This window comes from Clostridium sp. MB05, from assembly GCF_046581255.1.
Taxonomy (GTDB): domain Bacteria; phylum Bacillota; class Clostridia; order Clostridiales; family Clostridiaceae; genus Clostridium.
In genome coordinates, this window is the sequence record NZ_CP174370.1 from 112186 (window position 1) to 134000 (window position 21815).

23 protein-coding genes are annotated in these 21815 nt (G+C 27.9%); 3 read left to right on the plus strand and 20 right to left on the minus strand.

The window, feature by feature from the left end; all coding sequences use genetic code 11:
• Positions 1-122: 122 nt before the first annotated feature.
• The 12 genes from ftsX to ACH36K_RS00605 form a co-directional block, all read right to left on the minus strand.
• Entirely contained in the window at positions 123-1013 is an 891-nt protein-coding gene (ftsX, locus tag ACH36K_RS00550; protein WP_411169127.1) for a permease-like cell division protein FtsX, read from the minus strand.
• Positions 1003-1689 carry a cell division ATP-binding protein FtsE gene (gene ftsE, locus ACH36K_RS00555; RefSeq protein ID WP_411169128.1) on the minus strand — a complete coding sequence of 229 codons (687 nt, stop codon included), beginning with the start codon at positions 1687-1689 and terminating at the stop codon, positions 1003-1005. Before ftsE ends, ftsX begins: the two co-directional genes overlap by 11 nt.
• Before the next feature lie 153 nt (positions 1690-1842).
• Complete coding sequence (locus ACH36K_RS00560; RefSeq protein WP_411169129.1) at positions 1843-2679, minus strand: YitT family protein; 837 nt, start codon at positions 2677-2679, stop codon at positions 1843-1845.
• A gap of 44 nt (positions 2680-2723) precedes the next feature.
• Positions 2724-3569, minus strand: coding sequence for a YitT family protein (locus ACH36K_RS00565; protein WP_411169130.1), 846 nt, complete (start codon positions 3567-3569; stop codon positions 2724-2726).
• A 252-nt stretch (positions 3570-3821) separates the two neighbouring features.
• Entirely contained in the window at positions 3822-4766 is a 945-nt protein-coding gene (locus ACH36K_RS00570) for a transketolase family protein (RefSeq protein WP_411169131.1), read from the minus strand.
• Positions 4766-5590: a transketolase gene (locus ACH36K_RS00575; RefSeq protein ID WP_411169132.1), complete on the minus strand. Its 825-nt coding sequence runs from the start codon at positions 5588-5590 to the stop codon at positions 4766-4768. Before ACH36K_RS00575 ends, ACH36K_RS00570 begins: the two co-directional genes overlap by 1 nt.
• A 247-nt stretch (positions 5591-5837) precedes the next feature.
• The gene (locus tag ACH36K_RS00580) at positions 5838-6191 is read right to left on the minus strand and encodes a type II toxin-antitoxin system PemK/MazF family toxin (protein ID WP_411169133.1); all 354 of its coding nucleotides are present in this window, start codon (positions 6189-6191) and stop codon (positions 5838-5840) included.
• A gap of 8 nt (positions 6192-6199) precedes the next feature.
• Positions 6200-6442 carry a hypothetical protein gene (locus ACH36K_RS00585; protein WP_322379162.1) on the minus strand — a complete coding sequence of 81 codons (243 nt, stop codon included), beginning with the start codon at positions 6440-6442 and terminating at the stop codon, positions 6200-6202.
• 251 nt (positions 6443-6693) lie between these two features.
• Positions 6694-7305: a germination lipoprotein GerS-related protein gene (locus ACH36K_RS00590; protein WP_411169134.1), complete on the minus strand. Its 612-nt coding sequence runs from the start codon at positions 7303-7305 to the stop codon at positions 6694-6696.
• A gap of 74 nt (positions 7306-7379) precedes the next feature.
• Positions 7380-8876 carry an NAD(P)H-hydrate dehydratase gene (locus ACH36K_RS00595; RefSeq protein ID WP_411169135.1) on the minus strand — a complete coding sequence of 499 codons (1497 nt, stop codon included), beginning with the start codon at positions 8874-8876 and terminating at the stop codon, positions 7380-7382.
• Positions 8876-9244 carry a holo-ACP synthase gene (gene acpS / locus ACH36K_RS00600; protein WP_411169136.1) on the minus strand — a complete coding sequence of 123 codons (369 nt, stop codon included), beginning with the start codon at positions 9242-9244 and terminating at the stop codon, positions 8876-8878. The genes ACH36K_RS00595 and acpS overlap by 1 nt, the downstream gene beginning before the upstream one ends.
• A gap of 70 nt (positions 9245-9314) precedes the next feature.
• Positions 9315-9620, minus strand: a complete 306-nt coding sequence (locus ACH36K_RS00605; protein WP_411169137.1) for a DUF6514 family protein — start codon at positions 9618-9620, stop codon at positions 9315-9317.
• Between the two features lie 455 nt (positions 9621-10075).
• Between ACH36K_RS00605 and ACH36K_RS00610 the strand changes: the two genes are divergently transcribed.
• Positions 10076-12709 (plus strand): FAD-dependent oxidoreductase, encoded by a 2634-nt coding sequence (locus tag ACH36K_RS00610; RefSeq protein ID WP_411169138.1) that lies wholly within the window; start codon positions 10076-10078, stop codon positions 12707-12709.
• 109 nt (positions 12710-12818) lie between these two features.
• On the opposite strand, the gene ACH36K_RS00615 is transcribed toward ACH36K_RS00610, so the two are convergent.
• Complete coding sequence (locus ACH36K_RS00615) at positions 12819-13190, minus strand: single-stranded DNA-binding protein (protein WP_322413311.1); 372 nt, start codon at positions 13188-13190, stop codon at positions 12819-12821.
• A gap of 147 nt (positions 13191-13337) precedes the next feature.
• Positions 13338-14180 (minus strand): YihY/virulence factor BrkB family protein, encoded by an 843-nt coding sequence (locus ACH36K_RS00620; RefSeq protein WP_411169139.1) that lies wholly within the window; start codon positions 14178-14180, stop codon positions 13338-13340.
• Positions 14181-14403: 223 nt separating this feature from the next.
• On the opposite strand from ACH36K_RS00620, the gene ACH36K_RS00625 reads away from it, so the two are divergent.
• Positions 14404-15282 carry an aldose 1-epimerase family protein gene (locus ACH36K_RS00625; protein WP_411169140.1) on the plus strand — a complete coding sequence of 293 codons (879 nt, stop codon included), beginning with the start codon at positions 14404-14406 and terminating at the stop codon, positions 15280-15282.
• A 141-nt stretch (positions 15283-15423) separates the two neighbouring features.
• Here ACH36K_RS00625 and ACH36K_RS00630 read toward each other — a convergent pair whose 3' ends face one another.
• The 4 genes from ACH36K_RS00630 to ACH36K_RS00645 all read right to left on the minus strand — a co-directional run bounded on the left by ACH36K_RS00630 (position 15424) and on the right by ACH36K_RS00645 (position 19332).
• A complete protein-coding gene (locus ACH36K_RS00630) occupies positions 15424-16056 on the minus strand; it encodes a cyclase family protein (RefSeq protein WP_411169141.1) in 633 nt (210 codons plus the stop codon).
• A 21-nt stretch (positions 16057-16077) separates the two neighbouring features.
• Positions 16078-18366, minus strand: coding sequence for a helicase C-terminal domain-containing protein (locus tag ACH36K_RS00635; RefSeq protein ID WP_411169142.1), 2289 nt, complete (start codon positions 18364-18366; stop codon positions 16078-16080).
• 125 nt (positions 18367-18491) lie between these two features.
• Complete coding sequence (locus tag ACH36K_RS00640; RefSeq protein WP_411169143.1) at positions 18492-18635, minus strand: YvrJ family protein; 144 nt, start codon at positions 18633-18635, stop codon at positions 18492-18494.
• 106 nt (positions 18636-18741) lie between these two features.
• The gene (locus ACH36K_RS00645) at positions 18742-19332 is read right to left on the minus strand and encodes a DUF1836 domain-containing protein (RefSeq protein WP_411169144.1); all 591 of its coding nucleotides are present in this window, start codon (positions 19330-19332) and stop codon (positions 18742-18744) included.
• A 485-nt stretch (positions 19333-19817) separates the two neighbouring features.
• On the opposite strand from ACH36K_RS00645, the gene ACH36K_RS00650 reads away from it, so the two are divergent.
• On the plus strand, positions 19818-20057 hold the full coding sequence (locus tag ACH36K_RS00650) for an AbrB/MazE/SpoVT family DNA-binding domain-containing protein (protein ID WP_016207519.1): 240 nt from the start codon (positions 19818-19820) through the stop codon (positions 20055-20057).
• Positions 20058-20127: 70 nt separating this feature from the next.
• Here ACH36K_RS00650 and rsmI read toward each other — a convergent pair whose 3' ends face one another.
• Positions 20128-20973, minus strand: coding sequence for a 16S rRNA (cytidine(1402)-2'-O)-methyltransferase (gene rsmI / locus ACH36K_RS00655; RefSeq protein WP_411169145.1), 846 nt, complete (start codon positions 20971-20973; stop codon positions 20128-20130).
• Between the two features lie 4 nt (positions 20974-20977).
• Positions 20978-21727 (minus strand): tRNA1(Val) (adenine(37)-N6)-methyltransferase, encoded by a 750-nt coding sequence (locus tag ACH36K_RS00660; RefSeq protein ID WP_411169146.1) that lies wholly within the window; start codon positions 21725-21727, stop codon positions 20978-20980.
• Positions 21728-21815: the final 88 nt, after the last annotated feature.

Here is a 21815-nt window from a genome sequence, read left to right on the forward strand (position 1 = left end):
TCATAAAAACTCATTCTGTCGTATATACATTATCTATACTCTTAGATTACCTTAAATATGTTTTAAGTGGAGTATATACTCCACTTAAACATATTAATTATTTTATCTTGTTATTCTATATTTTATACATCTAAGAATTTTCTTAATGCTACAGAACTTCCTACTGCTCCAACAATTGTTCCTCCTAATATGAATATCCATGTCAAGGTTCCAAGAACAAATCCAGGAGTGACTAATGTAACTAAGAACATATTAGACACTATGTATCCATAAGCCCACTTATATAATGCAAATAATGATAAACTTGCAAATAATGATCCTACTATACCAATTATCATACCCTCAATTATAAATGGCCACCTTATAAACCAATCAGTAGCACCTACAAATTTCATTATTCCAACTTCTTTTCTTCTTGAATACACTGTTATTTTTGTTGTGTTGGTAATTAAGAATATAGATACTCCTACAAATACCACAAACAATACTAACCCTGCTATTCTAACTCCATCAACAAATGAACTTATTGCATTTATCATTTCTTGTTGATTAGAAATATCTTCTACACCAGTCATATCCTTTACTGAGCTTCCAATAGCATTTGCATAAGCTGGATCTTTTAATTTTACTATAAATGAGCTAGGAAGTGGATTGTTTTGTAAATCATATCCTTGTAATAATCCTGGATTATCTTTTAAACTTTCTTTAAAATTTAAAAAAGCTTCTTCTCTTGACTCATATATTACTTCTTTAACGCCATCTTGCTCATTAAGCTTCATTTCTATTTCTCTTTGATCTAATAACTTTACATCCTCTTTTAAGTAAACTTTTATTTCAACCTTTGATGCTACATCTTCTATTGCTTTATTAAAATTCAGCCCTAATAAAGTAAATGTACCAAATATAAAGAATGTTATTAGTACCGTAATCATGGCTGCTATACTTAATGTTCTATTTCTTCTAAGACTTTTTAAGGCATCTATAAAAAAGTACTTTAGTGTATTAAACTTCATCTTCGTACATCCCCCTCTTAGTATCTCTTGATACACATCCTTTTTCTATGGCAATAACTCTCTTTTTCATATTATCAACTATTTCTTTAGCATGAGTAGCCATTAATATAGTCGTTCCTGCTCTATTTATATCTTCTAATAAATCCATTATTTCTTTAGCTGTTTCTGGGTCTAAATTCCCTGTTGGCTCATCACATATTAAAACTGAAGGATTATTAACTATAGCCCTTGCAAGTGCCACTCTTTGTTGCTCTCCACCAGACAATTCATTTGGGAACATTTTGTACTTATGGGAAAGACCAACTAAAGATAATACCATTGGTACTCTTTTTCTTATATCCTTTGCTGATGTTTCTACAACTCTCATAGCAAACGCAACATTTTCATATACATTTAATGTTGGTATAAGTCTAAAGTCTTGGAAAACCATTCCTATTTTTCTTCTATAGTAAGGTATTTGCCTTCTTGTTATTGTTGAAAGCTTCTTTCCTGACACTACTATTTCTCCAACTGTCGGTTCTGTTTCCTTAATTAACATCTTAATAAAAGTTGATTTACCTGCTCCTGAAGGTCCAACTAAAAATACAAATTCACCTGATTCTATATTTATATTTACATCCGCTAAAGCCTTAACATTGTTATCATATAGCTTAGATACATTCTTAAATTCTATCATTTCAAAACACCTCGCATCAGCCTATTTTTTTAAAAGTTGCTAAACCTATAGCGTTATTATAGCATAACATCCTCTAAGGAAAAACTTTTTTTATACTTTTACTTCTAATAAAATCTATATTTTTTTTATTTTCTTCAGAATTCTCTTAATTTCTTAATAATCTGCGAACCCTTTACCTAAAGCCTCTGTTGATTCACTAACTGTTAAAAAAGCCTCTGGATTTCTATGCTTTATAAATTGTTTTAAAGTTATAAATTGTTTAGAACTTAAAACTGTATATATCACAGTTGTATTTTCTTTTGTATAGCCACCTTTCCCCGACAAAATAGTACATCCTCTATCAATCTCATTATTTATAAAATCCACTATTAGTTTTTCTTTATTTGTAATTATAAATACTTGTTTAACTGGATTAATTCCAGCTATAAACCTATCAACTAAATTTCCTATTAATATAGCACTTAGAAGTCCAAATAATCCCTTTTCAACACCAAATGAATAAATTGCTAATAATGTAACTGTACAATCTGCCATTAATAGTCCCTGCCCGATTGGTATATGAAGATACTTATTTAAAATTTTTGCTACTATTGCAGTTCCTCCAGTAGATGCATCTTGATAAAAAACTATTGCTGTTCCCATAGCTAATACCGCTGAACCAAATATACATGCTAGTATTAAATTTTCAGTAATAGCTTTAGGATGTAAAAATGCTTCATATATCCACATAAAAAATGATAGCATAATGGTTGAATAAATGCTTTTTGCCCCAAATGAACTACCTATCAAAAAAAATGCAAGGATAAATAATATAATGTTAAATATAAATACTAATATACTTGGATTTATATTTATAATTTTATTTATCGCTAATGCCAACCCAGATACCCCACCTGCTGCTATGTTATTTGGAAAGAAGAAGTATTCTAGTCCTGTTGCTACTAATGCTACTCCTAAAGTTGATAAAATATATTCTTTTAACTTATTCATACGTTTTTTTATTCTCCTTCTAATAAATAGTCCCATCCCTAAAATTATTGTATATTCTTAAATCCTTCTCCCATAACTTCATGAACTTCTCCAACTGTTATAAAAGCCTTAGGATCTATTTTACTTATATACTGCTTTAATTTTATAAATTCACTTCTTCCCAATACTGCATATATTACATAAATATCAGTATTGGTAAATCCACCTACTCCTTTTAAATATGTGCATCCTCGCTCTAAATCGTCCATTATAAATCTACCTATTTCATCATTTTTAGAACTTATAATAGTTACTTCTTTACAAACATGGAAACCTTCTATTACCTTATCAATAGCAATTCCATTAATTATTACTGAAAGTAATCCATATAATCCTATGTTTATGCCAAAAGTAATTGCCCCTAATAAGGTTACTATAAAATCTACTGATAATAATGACTTACCTATATCAATATGGAAAAATTTATTCAATATCTTTGCTATGGTGTCCGTACCACCCGTTGATGCATTTGCATTAAACACTATTGCCATCCCTATTGAGGTTATAAGAGTTCCAAATATTGCTGCTAACATTAAATCATTTGTTATTGCTTGAGGATTTAAAAATTTTTCTATTATTGTCATCATTCCTGCCAAGCTAAAACTAGATACTATAGTTTTGACCCCAAAGTTTTTCCCAAGGAAAATAAATCCGATTACAAACAGGATTAAATCCATAATAAACACTAATGGTCCAGTAGATATGGCTGGTATATAATGATTTATTACTATAGCTAATCCAGTTAATCCCCCTGCCGCTATATTATTAGGAATAAAAAAATATTCTAATGATATAGCAACTAGAAACACACCTGTAAGTATTAAAACATATTCCTTTATTTTTTCCTTCATTATTATATGCCCCTTTCTTAGAAAACTTCTATTATTTTTCCTCATTTTATTCTTTTCTATCCGTAGCTTTAACCCTAATATTATAGTATTTTCATTTAATAATTAAATAAACCACTGTTACTATTATATTACTATTTTAGCAAATTGTAATTTAAAATTTAAAAATAAAAAGCTGTAGAAATTTTCTACAGCTTTAGTGGTAAATATAGCTATTTTTTTAGTAATTTATTTAAATTATTATAGTAAACTTTTTTATTTTTTCAGAGAAATTGCCTTTTTAACTTTTTCTATAACATTACTAGCTGTTAAACCATATGCTTCTAATAATTGATTTGGCAATCCACTTTCCCCAAATACATCATTTACTCCAACCTTTAATACAGGCGCTGGAGCTTCTTCAGTTAAAACTTCTGCAACTGCTGAACCAAGTCCACCTATTATATTATGTTCTTCAACAGTAACTATAGCTCCTGTTTCTTTTGCAGCTTTAATTAACAACTCTTTGTCAATTGGCTTTAATGTGTGAATATTTATTACTCTTGCATTAATTCCATCTTTCTTTAATTGTTCTTTTGCTTCTAATGCAACATCTACCATTACTCCTGTTGCAACTATTGTTACGTCATTTCCTTCTGATAATGTCACGCCTTTTCCTATTTTAAATTCATAAGTTTTTTCATCATTTATAACATTTACAGCAGCTCTTCCAAGCCTAACATAGCAAGGTCCATCATACTCTGCAATAGCTTTTATAGCAGCTTCTGTCTCTACTGCGTCTGCTGGGCATATTACTGTCATATTAGGTATACTTCTCATTAAAGCTAAATCTTCTATAGCTTGATGAGATGCACCATCTTCTCCTACTGTTAAACCAGCATGAGTTGCACATACTTTAACATTTAATTTGGGATAACAAATAGAGTTTCTAATTTGTTCAAAAGCTCTTCCAGCTGCAAACATTGCAAAGGTACTAACAAATGGTATTTTTCCACAAGTAGATAAGCCTGCTGCAACTCCCATCATATTTCCTTCAGCTATCCCCATATTAAAGAATCTTTCTTCACAAACAGCTTTAAAATCTGCAGTTTTTGTAGATTTAGAAAGATCCGCATCTAAAACTAATATATTCTCATTAACATTAGCTAATGATGCTAATGCTTTTCCATAAGCTTCTCTTGTTGCAATCTTCTTACTCATTAGTTATTACCTCCAATTTCTGCTAGTGCTTGCTCACATTGTTCTTTACTTGGTGCTGTTCCATGCCATGCTGCTTGATTTTCCATAAAGGAAACACCTTTTCCTTTTATAGTGTTACATATAACAGCAGTAGGTTTTCCTTTGCAATTTTTAGCTTTATCTATAGCATTTATTATTTCTTCTATGTTATGACCATCTATTACTAATACATTCCATCCAAAGGCTTCAAACTTTTTATCTATTGGTGATGGATTCATAACTTTTGTTATATCTCCATCTATTTGCAATCCATTAAAGTCTACAAATGCAGTTAAGTTATCAAGTTTATAGTGAGCTGCTGACATAGCTGCTTCCCAAACTTGGCCTTCCTCAAGCTCTCCATCGCCTAAAAGTGTATAAACTCTATAGTCCTTCTTATCAATTTTCCCTGCTAAAGCCATTCCTACAGATGCAGAAATTCCTTGGCCTAAAGACCCAGTTGACATATCTATTCCAGGTAAGCATTTCATACTTGGATGCCCTTGTAATCTTGATCCAATTTTTCTTAAAGTTTTAAGTTCTTCAACAGGAAAATATCCTTTTCTTGCTAATACACTATATAAAACAGGGGCTGCATGTCCTTTAGATAATACAAATCTATCTCTATTTTCGTCCTTAGGATTTTCTGGGTCTATATTCATTTCTCCAAAAAATAGTGTAGTTAATATATCTGCCGCTGATAATGAACCACCTGGATGTCCTGATGCTGATTCTGTTAGCATTGAAACTATATCCCCACGAACAGTTTTAGCTACTGATTTTAATTCTTCAATATTTTTTATCATTTTTTATCCTCCTAAGATTTAAATTTACCTGTCAATATATATTTTCCTATATTCGCTAAAATTATTTTAGCATAACATTTTTATTTTGTATATACTATTACTTCTATTTTTTAATAAAATATATATTTTTTACACTTAAGTGATACTCTATTTAAAAATAGTATATCACTTTTGCTATGTTTTATATAAATAAAAGAAACCCTAATCGGGTTTCTTAAGTATTTAATATACTCTTTTTCTCAAAATTTTATGCAAGATTTAAACTAATTAATAAGGCTTTATTAACTTTCTTCATATCAGCATCTGTCATATGCCCTATTTTTTCTTTTAATCTTTTTTTATCCAAAGTTCTTACTTGTTCTAATAGAACAACTGAGTCCCTATTCAATCCATATTCTTCTGAAGAAATTTCAACATGCGTTGGCAATTTAGCCTTATTTATTTGTGAAGTTATAGCTGCAACTATAACTGTAGGACTATATTTATTGCCAATATCATTTTGAACTATTATAACAGGTCTAATCCCACCTTGTTCTGAACCTATAACAGGACTTAAATCTGCATAAAAAATATCCCCTCTTTTTACTACCATAGTCGTCATTAGAAATATCACACTCCGCAAAGCCAGTTCTCATATTCGTTAATATCTGCAATTTCGCACTCGAAAGGAAGTTGTGAAAGCTCCAAATTAATTTTAGACATTTCTTTGTAGCCCTCTTTCATTAATTCTGAAAATTCCAAATCAAGTTGGTCTTCATTATATTCTATTAAATTGTAATCAATAAATTGACTATTTTTTTTAATTTTAACTACATTTTTTATAAAATTTAGTTTTTTAACTTTATTAGACATAATTTGCCTCCAGGTAGTAAAAATCTATGTATAACTCAATTATATTGCAAATTATGTCACTTTGTCAAAACATATGTTTCAAATTCTTTGTTTAAATTTATATTTCTATAGTTTTTTTATAATTTAATAAAATAATATTAAGGTTTAATTTATAAAACTATTTTTACACTTATGTACTCCATTTTCTTTAACTTCTTAACGCGTACTAATATCGAACTGGTTATTTTTATTTTACTTTGTTTCTATATCAATTAATCTAGAAATCCATCCTCTAATTGCTTTAGTTTTTGGAAATCTCTATACACAATCCTTATTCTATCTTTTCCATTTTTGTCATAAACGATGGCTCCAATTGGAGTCTTTTCATTCTTATCTATGAAAACCTTAATTTTATCTAAATGATTATTTTTTAAAAATACCTCACTGGTAAATTCTATATACTCTGTGTCTCCCCACTCTTCCTGTCCCTCTTTTATTCCATCTTCATTAATTGGGTATGATAATAATTTATTCATAAAAGCTAAAGAATGTATTTTATCCATATCATCTTCCATTGCATATTCTTTATTTGATATGTTGTCTTTAACTATAATTTTATTATCTTTGTATATCTTTGATCTTTCTTCTCCAAAGTCAATTCTTCCACCAATATCTTTTAAATAATAGTGTTTAGTTTCCTCTCTTTCCTCTCCCCTAGAATTTTTTATTATATACTCTACTTTTGTACTATAACATTTTATTTCTCTTAGAGATTTTATTATTTCTTCATTACTTGGCTCAGATGTAATTCTAAATAATATCACTAAAAGAATCAATATAACTGGTATGCATACCATAAGTATTAATAATAATTTCTTTTTCATAAATCCTCCCTAAAGCTTTAGTACTTATTAATACTAATATTAGCTTTAGATGGATTTTATTCATACTTTAAAACTTATCTAGATATATAATCCATAACTTTAGATATATTTTCTATAACTTCAGAGGCTACTATACAATATTTATTGGAATAGGAAAGCTCCCCTGCTAACCCATGTATATATGTACCAAGTAAAGCTGAATCCATAATAGAATGTCTTTGTCCTATAAGTGATGATATTATTCCAGTTAAGCAATCCCCCATTCCTCCTGAGGCCATCTTACTATTCCCTGTATTGTTTATGTACACATCATCACCATTTGTTATTACAGTATTGTACCCCTTTAGAACTATTATTACATCATTATCTTTTGCATATTTTTTTGCAATACCTATTCTATCACTTTCAACAAAATCAACTGATTTACCTAGTAGTTTCGCCATTTCTCCCGGATGTGGAGTAAAGACTGCCCTTCCTCTAATCCTTTTCATTAAATCCTTATCTTTTGAAATCAATTGTAATCCATCTGCATCAACTACAAAAAATTTTTCTTCATAGCTTTTTATATCTTTTAGTATATTTTTATATAAGTCTCCTTCTGTTAAACCAGGTCCTATCGCAATTACATCTGAGTTCTCCAATAAATCTTTTACTTTCTCCTCTTCCTTTATATCTAAAGTCATAGCCTCAACTAGCTTACAACTCAATATATCTTGGACATATCCTGAAGATACTAGGGTAATTAATCCTGAACCTGATTTAACACATGCTTCAGTAGTTATATATGCTGCTCCAGTATAACCTTTACTACCTGCTAAAATAGCAATTTTCCCGTACATTCCTTTATGGTCATATAAATTTCTCTTTTTTAGCAATTTGCTATACTCAACCTTTTTTAAAATAGTTATTTTTTCAGAGTTTTCATGCTTAACATAATCTGGAATACCTATATTTAAAACCTCAAGTTTACCCAAATAACTTAATGCTTTATACTCTATAAATCCTCTTTTTATAACTTCAAATGTATAAGTTATATCAGCTTTTATAGCCGCCCCCATTACTTCACCATTATCTGCATTTAATCCTGATGGTACATCAATACTTATTTTAGTTTCCACATATCTATTTATAGTATCTATTAAACCAATATATAATCCGCTTAACTCTCTATTTAATCCTATTCCAAAAAGACAGTCTATTCCAACTTTATAGCTACTAAAGATAGGAATTAAACTTTCTATGTCCTTTTCATTACTAATATAAGTAATTTTTGATGTAATTTTTTTTATTATTTCTAAATTAGTAGAAAATTCATTAGAACAGTTATCATTTTTATTTACGACAACTACCAACACATCCTTATTTTTTAAAATTAACTTTCTTGCAATAGCTAACCCGTCTCCACCATTATTGCCTTTGCCACAGAAAACAATAAATTTTTCTCCCATATTAAAAATTTTATTTACTACTTCATTTGCTGCATTTTCCATAAGAACAATACCTGGTATCCCAACTTTCTCTATGGTGTATTTATCTATACACATACATTTATTTGTTGACATTACATACATTATGCTTCCTCCAAAATAGCAAAAGCTATTGACGACGTATTATTATGTGATATTGATATATTTATATTATATTTTTTACCTATAAGGCTATTTATATTATCACTTAAAAATACCTCAGGCTTTCCTAACTTATCCCTTAAAACCTCTATTTCCTTTAAAGAAAATCCCCTTATACCTGTTCCAAAGGCTTTACTTATAGCCTCTTTAGCTGCAAAATTTCCTGCTACTACTTCTGCTCTCATATTTCTAGATTTAAACATTTCAATTTCTCTTTTAGTGAATAACTTATCTATAAATCCATTTGTTTTATTAATAGCATTTTCAATTCTATCTATTTCAATTATGTCAGTACCTATTCCAATTATCATAAAAATCACCTCTAATATATTTTACTATAAATACTACATGATTATATGTGATTTTTAACTTACTTCAAAATTACAAATTAAAATCTGATACATAGTTATCAACATATTCTCCTAATATGTCAACAAGATGTATTGGAGACACTTCATTAACATGTATTAAATTTAAAAGTTCCTTAACCTTTCCTTCAATATTAGATATTTTTCTAATCTCATCCCTTTCTATTGTAACTACATTTCCTTCAACTAAGTCTTGTCTTTCCGCCTCTATGCCAAAAGCTTGTCCACTAAAAAAATCCTCCTTTATCATTCTATAGGCATATCTGCTTTCCTTATTATCATTCTTTGTAATATTGTATAAACTATCAACAATATGCATTTTATCCCCCTCTTTATAAACCATATTAGGTTAATTAACTACTACAATAAAAACATATCATAAAATTTATCAAAACAATGTCAAACATTGTTTGTTATACCATTAAAATATTTCTTTATATTTTTACATTTTTTTCTCAATATATTTTTTTAACATAAAGTTATTTAATAATATAAAACATTTTTATAAATAACATTAGCTTCTTGTCGAATTTGTTGCTTTTTATTATTAATCTTATCTAATTTATATCTATAATTGATGATTTAGTAATAATATTGATATGTTATTGTTAGACTATATATATCTTTTAAAAAATACTTATATTGATCTGGAATATAAAATATAAATTATTAATAAATATTTTAAATAGTTATTGATATTGTTAATAATTAGACATATAATAATTTTATAATAATTATTATTATATAATATTAATTTGAGGTAGGTGTAAATTTATGAAATCTTTACAATTAAAAAAAGATATACATTGGGTTGGGGCTCTTGATCCAAATTTAAGAATTTTTGATATTATTATGTACACACCTTACGGAACAAGCTATAACTCATATGTTGTTAAAGGAAGTGAAAAAACAGCTGTTTTCGAAACAGTTAAGGTTGAATTTTTTGATGAATATATAGAAAGATTAAAAGATTTAGATATAGATATTACAAATATTCATTATATCGTTCTTGATCATACTGAGCCTGATCATGCTGGATCAGTGGCTAAGTTGTTAGAAATTTCACCAAATGCCAAAGTAGTAGGCTCTGCTCCTGCAATTAAATTTATGAAAAAAATTGCAAATAGAGACTTTGAATCAATAACTGTTGGCGATGGGGATACATTAAGCTTAGGAAATAAAACTTTACAATTTATTTCTGCCCCTTTCTTACACTGGCCAGATTCAATATACACTTATGTTCCTGAAGACGAAGTTTTAATTACATGTGATTCCTTTGGGTCTCACTATTCATCTGAAGCAATAATAAATAGCAAAGTTGAAAATAAAGATCACTACATGGACGCACTAAAATACTACTTTGATTGTATTTTTGGACCATATAAACCATATGTATTAAAAGCTATAAAAAAGATTGAAAATCTAAAAATTGATATGATTTTACCCGGTCACGGGCCTGTTTTAGTAGAAGAGCCAATGAAAATTGTTGAAACTTATAGACAATGGAGTACTCCTGCTTCTCCGCTTGACGATGGTAAAAAAATAGTTACAATACCTTATGTTTCAGCATATGGTTATACTGAAACATTAGCTAAGGAAATCGCTAAGGGCATAGAAGCTGCCGGAAACATTGAAGTTAGATTATTTAATGTTATACATCATGAGATGAGTGATATAATTAATAGCATAGGAGAATCAGATGGATTGCTATGCGGCTCACCTACTATAGTTAGTGAATTACTTGAACCAATTCGTGATATACTTTCAAAACTAAACCCAGTTGTCCATGGTGGAAAATTAGCTGCTGCATTTGGTTCATATGGTTGGAGTGGAGAAGCTATTCCTAGAATGGAAACAAGATTTAAAGAGTTAAATATGAAGCTGTATGGTCCTAGCTTAAAAATAAACTTCAAACCATCTGATAACGAATTAAAAGAAGCTTATGAATTTGGACTTGGATTTGGAGAAATTTTAACTGGTAAAAAGAAATTTACACCTATGGCAAAAGCTAAAACAAATATAGAAGAAGTTCCTACAAACGGCGGTTTGAAACTTTGGAAATGTGTAATTTGTGGTGAGATATTTGAAGCTGAGACCGTTCCAGAAATTTGTTCTGTATGTGGAGCTGGAAGTGATCAATTCATAGAAGTAAAGAAAGAGACTAGTAATTATTCAATTGATAAAGAAGAAACCTATGTAATAATAGGTAATGGTGCTGCTGGTTTCTATGCTGCTAAAGCTATAAAAGAAAGAAATGCTAGTGCAATTATAAAACTTATTTCTAATGAAACAGAGCACTCATATGTAAGAACTCAGCTTTCTGATTTAATAACTGATGAAATTGATGATACATTCTACCTTGCAAAAGCTAATTGGTATAAAGAAAATAATATAATTGAAATTCTTGGTGCAAATGTAAATAGTATTGATAAGGAAACTAAAACTATTAAATTAGATAATAAACAAGGAATTCGTTATGATAAGTTAGTTTTAGCAAATGGTAGTTATAATTTTGTTCCTCCAACAAAGGTTAAATTAGATGATTCTGAAATAGAAATAAATTCTTGGACTTATAATACTATTAAAGGCATTCATACAGTTAAGAAGCTTAGTGATGTTGAAGCTATTAAAAATGAATTACCTTCTTCTAAAAATGTAGTTATTATTGGTGGTGGCTTACTAGGTTTAGAAGCTGCTTGGGAAGTTCAAAAACGTAATATAAATGTTACTGTAGTTGAATTAGCAGATAGAATGCTTCCTCGTCAATTAGATACTGAAGGATCTAAGTTATTTGAATCACTAGTTAATAAAACTCCTGTTAATGTATTACTAGGTGAAGCTGTTGAATTTATAAATGCAGATAAGAATGGTGTTAAGTCAATTCAATTAAAGAGTGGTAAATTAATTGATGTTGATACTATTATTTATTCTGTTGGAGTTAGATCTAATATTTTCTTAGCTCAGCCTTTAGGAATACAATGTAATAAAGGTATTGTTGTGGATCAATATATGCAAACAAATATTGAAGATATTTATGCTTGTGGAGATGTAGCTGAATTAGATGGAATTTATTATGGAAACTGGCCAGCTGCAATAGAAATGGGTAAAGTTGCTGGGGCTAATGCTACAGGTGATAAAATTAAATTCGAGAAATTTGTTTCATCTACAGTATTTGCTTCAATGAATACTCAAGTATTCTCTGCTGGAACAGTAAACTTTGATGACCCTTCTCTAGAAAAGGTAGGTTATATTGATAGTGTAAATAATAAATACTCTAAATTATTCTTTGAAAACAATAGTCTAGTTGGAGGAATATTAATTGGTAATATCTCTTCTTCTGTAAAAATAATAAATGGAATTCAAAATGGAGAAGATAAAGCAACTGTATTAAGTAAGGGTACTATTTAAAAATAATATATAACTTTATCTCTAAAACTTTATTTTAAATATAACAGGGTAAGATATTAATTAATATCTTACCCTGTTATACTATTTATTTAAATTTATATTTTAATCTTTAATTAGCAAAATCATTTAAATTATCTGTGTTTTCTAATTCTTTTTCAACTCTTCTATTTCCTACAAATTTAAAATCTTCTGCTACAACTTCAGCTATGTACTTTTTGTTACCATCTTTATCTTCATAGCTTCCTGTTCTCAGTCTTCCACTCAAGCTTATATAGCTTCCTTTTCTCATATATTGACACACTACTTCTGCTTTTCTTCCCCAAATTGTAATTGGTATTAAATCTGATTTTCTTGTGCCATCTTGAGCTTTAAAATTTCTATCTACTGCGATTATGAATCTAGTAAATACTTTATCACTACCCTCTAATGTTCTAAGTTCAGGGTCTTTTATTAACTTTCCTAATAATACTATTTTATTCATTTTTACACCTCCTGAATATCTCTTCTTTGATTATATCCAGTTAGTTTTTTTCTATACATAAATAAATAAAATATTACATATTTTTATAAACACTTTCTTAGAAACAAAATAAGAGACTATATAAAAATAGTCTCTCTAATAGTTTTATTAATTTTTTCGTCTCATTGATAAAACTGAATTTATTTCAGCTCCTAAAATTAGTATCATTGATGTAATATATAACCAAGTCATTAATATAAATACTGCCCCTACGCTTCCATATAACCTTGAATAATTAGCTATATTATTTATATAGTATGAAAACGCTAATGAAACTATTATCCATCCCAAGGTACTTATTATAGCTCCTGGAAAAACCTCTCTCCATGGAATTTTTTTAGCAGGAGTATACCTATATATCCCTGCAAATATCCAACACATTATAAGCACAACTACTATATACCTGCTTAAATTCCATATTATTATTATTATATTCTGAAATGGAAGTATAGATATTAAATATTTTCCTATCAATTCTCCAAATACTAATAAAGCTAAAGCTAACATTATTATTAAAGCTAAAGCTAAGGTAAAAAATATAGCTACAAATGCTCTTTTTATAAAGGATCTACTTTCCTTCATGTCGTATGCTTTATTAACACCTTTAATAACTGCCCTAAATCCCGATGAAGCTGACCACATTGTAAGAGCAATAGAAGCTCCTAATAAACCAGCATTTTGAGTATCTACAATTTCAACAACTGTGGTATCTACTAATGTAAATACACTATCGGGTAATATAGTTCTTAACCCATCTAAAATATCTGCAGAGTTTAAATTGCTAAAACCAACTAATGTCATTAAAAATATTAAAAATGGGAAAAAGGCTAGTATTAAATAGTATGCAAGTTGAGCACCTAATGCAAATATATCATCATTATTCACTTTTACAATAAAATATATTATACCATCTATTATAGACTTTTTATTTTCATTATTGTTATTAGCCATTAAATCACCACATTATTTATTATTTATTTTTTATCTTTTATATTATATCTCAAATAAGTTATATTATAATTCTTTTACATTATTTAATTATTACTTTATATAATACTATATTATTTGAAATTATATAAGCAAAGTGATGTATTTATTTCTAATTCTTTCTAAAAACCATTGATTATAGTATAATCTCTATGTAAACCTTATATAAATTGAAAGGGTGTTTATTATGAAATACATATTAGAAAATGAAAATATAAAAATATCAGCTAATACATTTGGTGGAGAACTTAATAACCTAATTAGTAAAAAGAACTCAACAGAGTTTCTATGGAATGGAGATGAATCATATTGGAAATATCATTCTCCAATATTATTCCCTATAGTTGGTAGGGTTACAGATGGTAAATATTTAGTAGATGGATTAGAATATGAATTACCACAACATGGTCTTGCAAGAACTAAAGACTTTAAAATGATTGAAAAAGACGATAATCATATAGTATTTGAACTTTTATGGTCAGAAGATACATTAAAAGTTTACCCTTATAAGTTTTCATTAAAGCTTTCATATGAGCTTTTAGAAAATGGCGTTAAAGTTGGATATAATGTTACTAATCTTGATGATAAAGATATCTACTTCTCAATAGGAGGTCATCCAGCATTTATGTGCCCATTAATGGTTGGAGAGAAACTTGAAGATTACTACTTTGAATTTAACCAAAAGGAAAACTGTTCTTTAATGGAGCTAAATTCCAAAACTGGATATTTTACTGATGATAAAAAGCCATACTTCAATGATGAAAACATTATAAATCTATCTTTAGAATTATTTAAACTTGATGCCTTAGTGTTTGGAGATTTAAAGTCAAATATAATAAGCTTAAAATCAAAAAATCATAACAAAAGCTTATCTATGGACTTCTCTGGATTTCCTTATTTAGCTATATGGACAAAAGCAACTGGAGCTCCTTTTGTTTGTATAGAACCATGGTATGGTCATTCAGATTTTTATAATTTTAATGGAGAGTTTAAGGATAAAGCCGGGATTCAAAAATTAAATGTTGGAGATTCATTTACTGCAAACTATAAGCTATTTATAGATTAATAATTCTTATATAGGCATAAATATAGACTTACAGTTTTAATTCATACCTATATTAAAAGAAATTCATATAAAAATAATATTAAAAATAAGTCAAGGTAATACTCTAAGTAGTTTTATACCTTGACTTATTTTTATTAAATGCTAATTAGTTAAGGCAATTGCCCTAACTGGTGATGCATCTCCGCATTCTATTTTTAATGGAGTAGCTACTAGTGTAAACTCTTCGCTATTTATCAGATCTAAATTAGTTAAATTTTCAATTATCAATTTTCCTCTAGATAAAATAATGTTGTGTATTTCAAAATCTATACTATCAAATTTATCAATAGATATTGTGTCTATTCCTATCCCTCTTAAGTTGAAGTCGCATATCCATTTAGCTGCCTCTTCAGTTAAGCTCGGAAAATCATTAAAGTAATCATTACTTCCCCAATATTTTTCCCATCCTGTTTTTAATATTAGAAAATCACAGTTTCTTATCCTATCCTCATATTTTATTAAATCTCTTATAGTAACTTCTTTGAATTGAGAAATATCAACTATAACAGCTATACCTATAAAGTCACTTACATTAAACTCGTCAATATTTTTCCCCTTATTAATCATATGGCTTGGCGCATCAATATGGGTTCCTGTATGAGTACATATTTTTAAAATTTTCTCATTAAAACCATCTTTTTCGATTGTGGCTATATTGTATATCTCAGGCTTCTCATCTTTTGTATATGTAGTCATATCTGTGTTTATATTGTGACTTAAATCTGTAACTCTCATCCTAACTCTCCCATCTATCCATTATTTTATTATTTCCCATTCCTTTGGCAATAAATCTCTATATTTAAGTGTAAAGTATCTGTCATCTATAAGAAGTATCCGTCCCTCATCTGTTTCTGTCCTTATTACTCTTCCAGCCGCCTGCATAACCTTATTTATTCCAGGATAAATATATGCATAATCAAAACCTTTTTCTTCATAATAATCCTTTATTATATCACCTTCATTTGAGATTTTAGGAAATCCAACTCCTACTATTATGCTTCCGATAAGCCTATTCCCTGGTAAATCTATACCCTCTGAAAATACGCCTCCTATAACACAAAATGCTAGTATATTAGATTTATCTTGAAACGTGTCTATAAACTCTTCTTTTTCAGACTCTGTTAAAACCTCTTCTTGACAAATAGTATTACTTTCTCCATAAAGCTCTATATACCTTAAATATATCTTTTTTAAATATTGATAAGATGGTAAAAACACTATATAATTTCCAGATTTTACTTCTATAAATTTTCTTATTAACCCGCATAAATTATCAATATTATTTTCTCTTTGTCTAAATCTCATATTAAGGGGATACCCATAAACTTTTAGATTATCTTTTTTAAATGGAGATGCTAATTTCATTCTATAGCTCTTATCGTCTCCTCCAAGTAAATCTATATAATAATTTATAGGTGTTAAAGTTGCTGAAAATATTATAGTTGAATAGCTTCCTTGAACTATTTTAGACAGATTTTTAGAAGGATTAACACAAAACAGCTTAACTTTAACATTGTTTTTATCTTGCTCTACTAAAGTGACATACTCATCACTATAAAGTTCTGAAATAGATATAAAACTTCTAATATCAAAATATAATTCTTTAATTTCATCATATCCTTCGGTATTTACAGCCTTTATAAGATATTCATCACATTCTTTTAAAACTATTCTTAAAAACTTATATAAATTTTTATACTCTTCTTTTCTGTAAATACTATCTCGCTCTAGCTCCTGAACTTCTCTTCTAATTTCTATGAGTTCTTTATTTGTAGCATTTAATGCCTTATATAAGCTTGGTACCTTTCCTTTAAGTAATCTACTTGCATGTAATATCTTATCCTTATAAATTTCTGCACTAAACATATTTCTAGCTCTATCCACAAGGTTGTGACCTTCATCCACAAGTAATATATTGTTTTCCACATCTTCTTCAAAAAATCTTTTAAGTTTAGCTCTTGGATCAAAGGCATAATTATAATCACATATTATGACATCACACCATAAACTTAAATCTAATGATAGCTCAAATGGACATATACTATTTTTTCTTGAATATAACTCTATTATTTCTCTTGTAAAATTATTTTCCTTTTCTAACATCTTAAATATAATGTTATTTACTTTGTCAAAATAGTCAACTGCATATTCACAATACTCTGGATTACACTTCGCCTTCTCTTTAAAACAAATTTTTTCTTTTGATGTTAAAGTAATATTTCTACATGTAAGTCCATTTTCCTTTAATCTATTTATTGATTCCTCTGCAACAGTTCTGGTTATAGTTTTCGCAGTTAAATATACTATTCTATCTCCTCTATCCTCACCTAAAGATTTTATAGCTGGGAATACTGTAGATATAGTTTTTCCTATTCCTGTTGGAGCCTGTGCAAACAATACAGACTTCTCTTTTATTGTATTAAAGCAGGTAATCGCAAGTTCTTTTTGCCCTTTTCTATAGCTATCAAAAGGGAATTGTAGCCTTTTAATAGATTTATTTCTTGCTTCTTTTAATATCGATTTTAATAATATCCACTTTTTATATTCTTTAATTATAGAAAAAATGAACTCTTCTAATTCATCTAATTTAAATTTTTTATCGAAACTTTTAACCTCTTCCGTTTCTATATTAAAGTAACTTAACCTTATATATATTTCCTTTAAGTTATTTTTTAGAGAATACATGTATGCATAAAATTTACCTTGTGCCCAGTGTAAATCATTATAATCATCATCTATAAATATTAGTGATTTCATAGTGGATTTTATCTCTTCTATATATACATTATCATCTTCTATAATTATTCCATCCGCTCTTCCCTCTACAATTAAAGTTATATCATCTATTTCAAAGGAATGCTCTAATTTTACTTCTTTTTGATAATTCATATATATTTTTTCATTACTACTTTGAAGTTTTTGATGAGCTAACGTTCCTTCTAAAGCTCTACTTCTTCCCATATATCTATCATCTAAGCTACCAGTCTTTAAAATATATTCTATTATTCCTCTAACAGATTCTTTAACTATTCTTTTATTATTCATTAAAGTTCTTCCCTACCTATATACTTTACATATATTATAATCCTAAAGTTAAATAATTAATAGGATATAAAACTGAATAAGGTATTGCCATAATCAAATATAACAACACCTTAATTTAAAATACTTTATTTAATTGAATTTATGGTTTGTGAAAGGTTATTTATGCTAGTAGTAAGATTCTCTAGTTTTCCTTCTATTCTTACTAATAAGTATAAGGAAATTGCTATAGGAAATCCTAAATTAGCTATTAAGTTCACTATCTCTTCCATAAAAAATCACCCCACTATTTAAATATGCTTATAATGGGATTTTTTTAAAAATATAATAATTAAATTTATATAGAAAAACTAATTTAATTAATTTATTATAGTTATCCTATTCTGAATGATATTCATTTACTATTTTTTGTACTAATTTTTTTATAGCACTTGCTTGTGCTATAAGAGACATTACTATAACAAATGTTCTTATACTATTTTCATCTTTTTCATTTAACTTTAATTCAGAAATTATACTATCTAATTTTTCCTCATCTACAGCTGGCTTAATTAAGAAATCTTTAAAGCTCTCACTTTGAGTTTCTGAGAATATCTTATATGCTTTTTCCCAAGATATAATATCATCTGTTCTGTCATTTATCTCATTAAATGCCAAAGTGAAAACCTTTTTAATTTCTTCCGTTGTTAATACCGGTCTCATATAGCTTAAAAGAACTAATTGTACCAAATGTATTTTAGTATAGCCCCTTTTCTTTCCGTCCTCAGGCTTACTTATAACTTCACTCTTTATATAATTTTGAACTATATTATTAGTATATTTATCCTCCATAAACTTATCATTTAAAAAATCTATAACTTGAGATAAAAAAAGATCATATTTCGGTAAATCATCGTAACCAACCATAGTATTATTAGACATTTCTTCGGCAACTTCTGTTATATAATTAGTATCTATTTTCTTTACCATTCTATCCACCTCTACATTTTTACTTTATTATAATTATATAGTATATATAAACTTATTACAAGTTATTTTTTTCTGTTTAATTTAATTTTATTATTATTTTCTTAAAATAATATAAAAATTATCTATTATTTTGAAATTCTTAATTAAAACATGCACTTTATACAATTAACTTTACATATATACATATATTTTTTACATTTTTTTCTTATTTTATTATCTTTTTTTTAATTTTATTTTGTACAAACTTAATTTTCATCTTCTTAAGCTAGTAGACAAGCCATTCTACATTTTTTTACTGTTTTACTGTAAATTTGATAAATAGTATTGACTTTTCTAATTTATGGTAGTATATTGTATTTATAACTCTAAGAGTCATATTAAATTTGTAATTTTTGAAAATATTTTTCTTTTATGTTGACTTTTAATTACATTTTTAGTAATATTAACTTGCAAGATGTCGAAACTTGTTTTAAGGAGGAAATAAAATGAAATCAACTGGTGTAGTAAGAAGAGTGGATGAATTAGGAAGAATAGTTATTCCTATTGAATTAAGAAGAACATTAGATATAGCTGAAAAAGATGCTTTAGAAATCTATGTAGATGGTGAGCAAATAATATTAAAAAAATATGAACCAGCTTGTATCTTCTGTGGAGATGCTAGAGATGTTGTTAACTACAAAGGTAAAAACATCTGTAAAAACTGCTTAAATGAATTAAAAAAATAATTTTAATACTTATTAAAAAGTCAGTTATAATTAAATCCCCTATGAATTCGTAAATTCGTAGGGGATTTAATTATAACTCTGTTGAGTATTTATAGACTTCTTTTTTAGGTAGATTTCTCTCTTTAGCCACTAGTTTTATAGCTTCTTTTTTGTCTATTCCGCTTTCTATTAATTTTATCAAATGCTCTTCTATTGTTAAATCGCTCCACAAAGCTTCCTTTTCAGCTTTTATCTCATCGTCTGATTTTCCTTCAATAACTAAAACAAACTCTCCTCTCGGTCTGTTTTCTACAAAATATTCAATGGCTAATGATATAGTACCTCTATAAATTTCTTCATGAAGTTTAGTAAGTTCTCTACATATTGCTATCTTTCTATTACCTAAATTATTTAATAAATATTCTAATGTATCCAATAGTCTATGTGGAGCTTCATATAGTATTATAGTATCTCTGACACCATTAATCTCTTCCATTATAGGATTTCTCTCTTTATTTTCTCTTGGTAAAAATCCTCTAAAAATAAACTTTGTTGTATCTAATCCTGAGTAAACTAAAGCAGTTGTTATGGCTGTTGCTCCAGGTAATACTTCAAATTCTATTTCTTGTTCTATGCATTTTTCAACAATTACACTTCCAGGATCAGATATTCCTGGAGTTCCAGCATCAGTAATTAATGCTATATTCATTCCATCTTTTAATCTATTTATTATATCTTCACTTTTCCCTTGCTCATTGTGTTTATGATAACTAAATAAGCTTTTCTTTATATTAAAATGATTTAATAGCTTTAAACTTTGTCTTGTATCTTCTGCTGCTATTATATCTGCATTTTCTAAAACCTCCAAAGCTCTTAATGTTATATCCTTTAAATTACCTATTGGAGTTGGTACTAAATATAATTTCCCTTTTTCCATGAAGCTAAACCTCCCTACCGTATATTTTATTTAATTCACTTGAATAACTACCATCTTCATTATACACATATAAAGGTGCTTCCCACTTTAAATAAGCTCCTCCATCACGTTGGCCTTCAACTAAGACTATATTAGGTGCCTTCTTACTATTTGGTTGTATCATCTGCACTCTTTTAGGCTCAATTTTATACTTTCTCATAAGTTCGAATATATCTATTAACCTTTCAGGTCTATGTACCATATACATTCTTCCATTATCCTTTAAAAGCTTTCTAGCTGATACTATTACATCCTCTAATGTACATAATACCTCATGCCTAGCTATAGCTAATTTATCATTAGGATTTACTATCCCTGAATTATTTAATTTATAGGGAGGATTAACAGTTAAAACATCAAATTTGCCTAACTTACTTAGAAAATTTATATCTTTCAAATCAGCATTTTCAAATTTAATTACTTCTTCTAATTTATTATAGATGCTACTTCTTCTAGCCATTTCCACCATATCGCTTTGAATCTCGATTCCAATAGCTTCTTTAGGCTTATATTTCCCATATAATAAAAAAGGAACTATTCCAGTACCTGTGCATAAATCTATAACTCTATGATTTCTTTTTACATTAGCAAAATTAGATAATAGTACTGCGTCTACACCAAATCTAAATCCTGATTTTTTTTGTATTAAATATAAGTTATCTAACTGTAAATCATCAATAGATTCATCTTCTAGTAAATTAATATTTCTATTCATCTTAAATACCTCTAATTTCTTTTGTCATTATATTATTAGTATCAACATTAATATAAATTATAATAATAAGTCTACCAATTAAACATAA

Excerpts from the sequence above, each read along its gene's own strand:
- ftsX (WP_411169127.1), bottom strand. The coding sequence starts at position 1,013 with ATGAAGTTTAATACACTAAAGTACTTTTTTATAGATGCCTTAAAAAGT.
- ftsE (WP_411169128.1), bottom strand. The coding sequence starts at position 1,689 with ATGATAGAATTTAAGAATGTATCTAAGCTATATGATAACAATGTTAAG.
- ACH36K_RS00560 (WP_411169129.1), bottom strand. The coding sequence starts at position 2,679 with ATGAATAAGTTAAAAGAATATATTTTATCAACTTTAGGAGTAGCATTA.
- ACH36K_RS00565 (WP_411169130.1), bottom strand. The coding sequence starts at position 3,569 with ATGAAGGAAAAAATAAAGGAATATGTTTTAATACTTACAGGTGTGTTT.
- ACH36K_RS00570 (WP_411169131.1), bottom strand. The coding sequence starts at position 4,766 with ATGAGTAAGAAGATTGCAACAAGAGAAGCTTATGGAAAAGCATTAGCA.
- ACH36K_RS00575 (WP_411169132.1), bottom strand. The coding sequence starts at position 5,590 with ATGATAAAAAATATTGAAGAATTAAAATCAGTAGCTAAAACTGTTCGT.
- ACH36K_RS00580 (WP_411169133.1), bottom strand. The coding sequence starts at position 6,191 with ATGACGACTATGGTAGTAAAAAGAGGGGATATTTTTTATGCAGATTTA.
- ACH36K_RS00585 (WP_322379162.1), bottom strand. The coding sequence starts at position 6,442 with ATGTCTAATAAAGTTAAAAAACTAAATTTTATAAAAAATGTAGTTAAA.
- ACH36K_RS00590 (WP_411169134.1), bottom strand. The coding sequence starts at position 7,305 with ATGAAAAAGAAATTATTATTAATACTTATGGTATGCATACCAGTTATA.
- ACH36K_RS00595 (WP_411169135.1), bottom strand. The coding sequence starts at position 8,876 with ATGTATGTAATGTCAACAAATAAATGTATGTGTATAGATAAATACACC.
- acpS (WP_411169136.1), bottom strand. The coding sequence starts at position 9,244 with ATGATAATTGGAATAGGTACTGACATAATTGAAATAGATAGAATTGAA.
- ACH36K_RS00605 (WP_411169137.1), bottom strand. The coding sequence starts at position 9,620 with ATGCATATTGTTGATAGTTTATACAATATTACAAAGAATGATAATAAG.
- ACH36K_RS00610 (WP_411169138.1), top strand. The coding sequence starts at position 10,076 with ATGAAATCTTTACAATTAAAAAAAGATATACATTGGGTTGGGGCTCTT.
- ACH36K_RS00615 (WP_322413311.1), bottom strand. The coding sequence starts at position 13,190 with ATGAATAAAATAGTATTATTAGGAAAGTTAATAAAAGACCCTGAACTT.
- ACH36K_RS00620 (WP_411169139.1), bottom strand. The coding sequence starts at position 14,180 with ATGGCTAATAACAATAATGAAAATAAAAAGTCTATAATAGATGGTATA.
- ACH36K_RS00625 (WP_411169140.1), top strand. The coding sequence starts at position 14,404 with ATGAAATACATATTAGAAAATGAAAATATAAAAATATCAGCTAATACA.
- ACH36K_RS00630 (WP_411169141.1), bottom strand. The coding sequence starts at position 16,056 with ATGAGAGTTACAGATTTAAGTCACAATATAAACACAGATATGACTACA.
- ACH36K_RS00635 (WP_411169142.1), bottom strand. The coding sequence starts at position 18,366 with ATGAATAATAAAAGAATAGTTAAAGAATCTGTTAGAGGAATAATAGAA.
- ACH36K_RS00640 (WP_411169143.1), bottom strand. The coding sequence starts at position 18,635 with ATGGAAGAGATAGTGAACTTAATAGCTAATTTAGGATTTCCTATAGCA.
- ACH36K_RS00645 (WP_411169144.1), bottom strand. The coding sequence starts at position 19,332 with ATGGTAAAGAAAATAGATACTAATTATATAACAGAAGTTGCCGAAGAA.
- ACH36K_RS00650 (WP_016207519.1), top strand. The coding sequence starts at position 19,818 with ATGAAATCAACTGGTGTAGTAAGAAGAGTGGATGAATTAGGAAGAATA.
- rsmI (WP_411169145.1), bottom strand. The coding sequence starts at position 20,973 with ATGGAAAAAGGGAAATTATATTTAGTACCAACTCCAATAGGTAATTTA.
- ACH36K_RS00660 (WP_411169146.1), bottom strand. The coding sequence starts at position 21,727 with ATGAATAGAAATATTAATTTACTAGAAGATGAATCTATTGATGATTTA.